Below are 1663 nucleotides of genomic sequence, written 5' to 3'. Positions count from 1 at the left end.
CGCACCCGCGAGGACACGTACACGGCCCTCATGCGCGCCCAGATCGCAGCCGGCCAGCGCACGGCCGCCCTCGAGACGTACTTCGAGTGCCGCCGCTTCCTGACCACCGAGCTGGGCATCGACCCGTCACTGGCCACCATGGAGCTCTACCGCAGCATCATCGAGACGGAGGAGCTGCTGGAGTGATGCGCACGGGTGCGCGACACCGCCCTTGTACAACAGGATAGTTACAAGGATTGAAAGGTGCTTTCATGATATAGAAATTATATCGATAAGGGGTTATAATGGAATTCGAATACGACCCGCAAAAGAGCGCACGGAACCTCGCGAAGCACGGGATAGACTTCGGCGAGGCGCAGAGGCTGTGGGATGATAGGACGGTAGCGATCCCGTCCCTTGCTGATTGCGGAGAGGCGCGGTTCGTAGTGTTGGGCATGATAGACGGCAAGCACTGGTCGGCGGTGGTGACGTATCGAGGCGAGCGCGTCCGGATCATATCCGTGCGCCGCTCCCGAACGAAGGAGGCGAGGTGCTATGACAGCAAAGAGCTTGAGCACTGAGGAGTTCGACCGGATCTTTGACGAGGGCGAGGAGGACGTGCTCCAGTACTGCGACCTCGACAAGGCAGTAGTTTCCGACCCTGCGTTCGAGACCCGGCGCGTGAACGTGGACTTCCCCGCCTGGGTGGTGGAGGCGCTGGACCGCGAGGCGCGACGCATCGGCATCGGCCGCCAGGCCGTCATCAAGACGTGGATCGCCGAGCGCCTCGACGAGGAGGCATCCCGCCGCAGCGCCTGAGAGGCTGCGGGGCCTTCCCTCCAAGATGGGAAGGCCCCGCAAGGGGGAGGTCGGAAGGGCCCTCGGTCCTCCCCCGCAGCCTGCATTGCACCCGGGCGGGCATAAGAGCTCCCGCCCTGGTCCTGCTACTCCCTGCCCAGGAGCTTGGCGATGCGGTCGGAGTATTCCAGCTCGGTGAGCCCCGCCTCCTCGGCCAGGTCGATGACCGGGGCGTCGTTCCACAGGGCCTCCAGTCGGTAGTACTCGCGCGTCTCCGGCTGGAACACGTGCACCACGATGTCGCCGTAGTCCAGAAGCGACCACGTGCCGTCCTGCGTGCCCTCGCGGTGCAGCGGCTTGCAGCCGCCCTGCACGCGCTCGGCCTCCTCGATCTCGTCGACGATGGCCTCCACCTGGCGGTTGTTCGCCGCCGTGGCGATGACGAAGTAGTCCGTCACGCCGATGAGGTCGCGCACCTCCTGCACCATGATGTCGGTGGCCTTCTTCGCGTCCGCCGCGCGCGCCGCGATGAGGGCGCGCTCCCGCGAGGTCTTCTCTTCCATCTTCTTCGGTTCGCTCACGCTGTTCCTTTCCTCCCTTTTCGTTCGTCCGCCGCGTCGTGCGAGCGGGCGAGGTAGTAGTTCCATATCTCGATGCTCTGCGGGTGGATGCGCTTGCGCCGCTCCACCAGGTTCAGGAACACATGCCTGAACGTTGCCAGGTACAGCTCCTCGAGCGGCACCCGGCCCGCAAGCGCGCGGATCTCGTCGAGCCCCGCGTAGTCGCGCCCCGGCTCGAGCGCGTCGGCGACGTAGACCACCATGTCCAGATCGGTCATGCCCACCGCGCCGGCCGTATGCCGCGCGATGGCCTGCACCACGTCGCG

4 protein-coding genes and 1 pseudogene are annotated in these 1663 nt (G+C 65.5%); 3 read left to right on the top strand and 2 right to left on the bottom strand.

The features are described from left to right. The 3 genes from GPA_RS00275 to brnA all read left to right on the top strand — a co-directional run. On the top strand, window positions 1-186 hold a 186-nt coding region (locus GPA_RS00275; protein ID WP_041238659.1), incomplete at its 5' end, for an AfsR/SARP family transcriptional regulator. 98 nt (window positions 187-284) lie between these two features. Further along, a complete protein-coding gene (locus GPA_RS00270; RefSeq protein WP_015538610.1) occupies window positions 285-560 on the top strand; it encodes a BrnT family toxin in 276 nt (91 codons plus the stop codon). Further along, the gene (gene brnA / locus GPA_RS00265) at window positions 535-798 is read left to right on the top strand and encodes a type II toxin-antitoxin system BrnA family antitoxin (RefSeq protein WP_041238658.1); all 264 of its coding nucleotides are present in this window, start codon (window positions 535-537) and stop codon (window positions 796-798) included. Before GPA_RS00270 ends, brnA begins: the two co-directional genes overlap by 26 nt. A gap of 125 nt (window positions 799-923) precedes the next feature. On the opposite strand, the gene rsfS is transcribed toward brnA, so the two are convergent. Together rsfS and GPA_RS00255 are read right to left on the bottom strand one after the other, a co-directional pair. Further along, window positions 924-1340, bottom strand: a complete 417-nt coding sequence (rsfS, locus tag GPA_RS00260) for a ribosome silencing factor (RefSeq protein WP_041239860.1) — start codon at window positions 1338-1340, stop codon at window positions 924-926. A 14-nt stretch (window positions 1341-1354) separates the two neighbouring features. Further along, window positions 1355-1663 (bottom strand): annotated as a pseudogene (locus GPA_RS00255) (bis(5'-nucleosyl)-tetraphosphatase (symmetrical) YqeK); the annotation flags it as partial.

The sequence above is a fragment of the Gordonibacter pamelaeae 7-10-1-b genome (assembly GCF_000210055.1).
Lineage (GTDB): Bacteria > Actinomycetota > Coriobacteriia > Coriobacteriales > Eggerthellaceae > Gordonibacter > Gordonibacter pamelaeae.
The sequence above is the reverse complement of the archived record's forward strand: the minus strand, read 5'-3'. Positions and strand labels throughout refer to the sequence as shown.

Coding starts and splice junctions, on each gene's coding strand:
- rsfS (WP_041239860.1), bottom strand. CDS start 1,340: ATGGAAGAGAAGACCTCGCGGGAGCGCGCCCTCATCGCGGCGCGCGCG.
- GPA_RS00270 (WP_015538610.1), top strand. CDS start 285: ATGGAATTCGAATACGACCCGCAAAAGAGCGCACGGAACCTCGCGAAG.
- brnA (WP_041238658.1), top strand. CDS start 535: ATGACAGCAAAGAGCTTGAGCACTGAGGAGTTCGACCGGATCTTTGAC.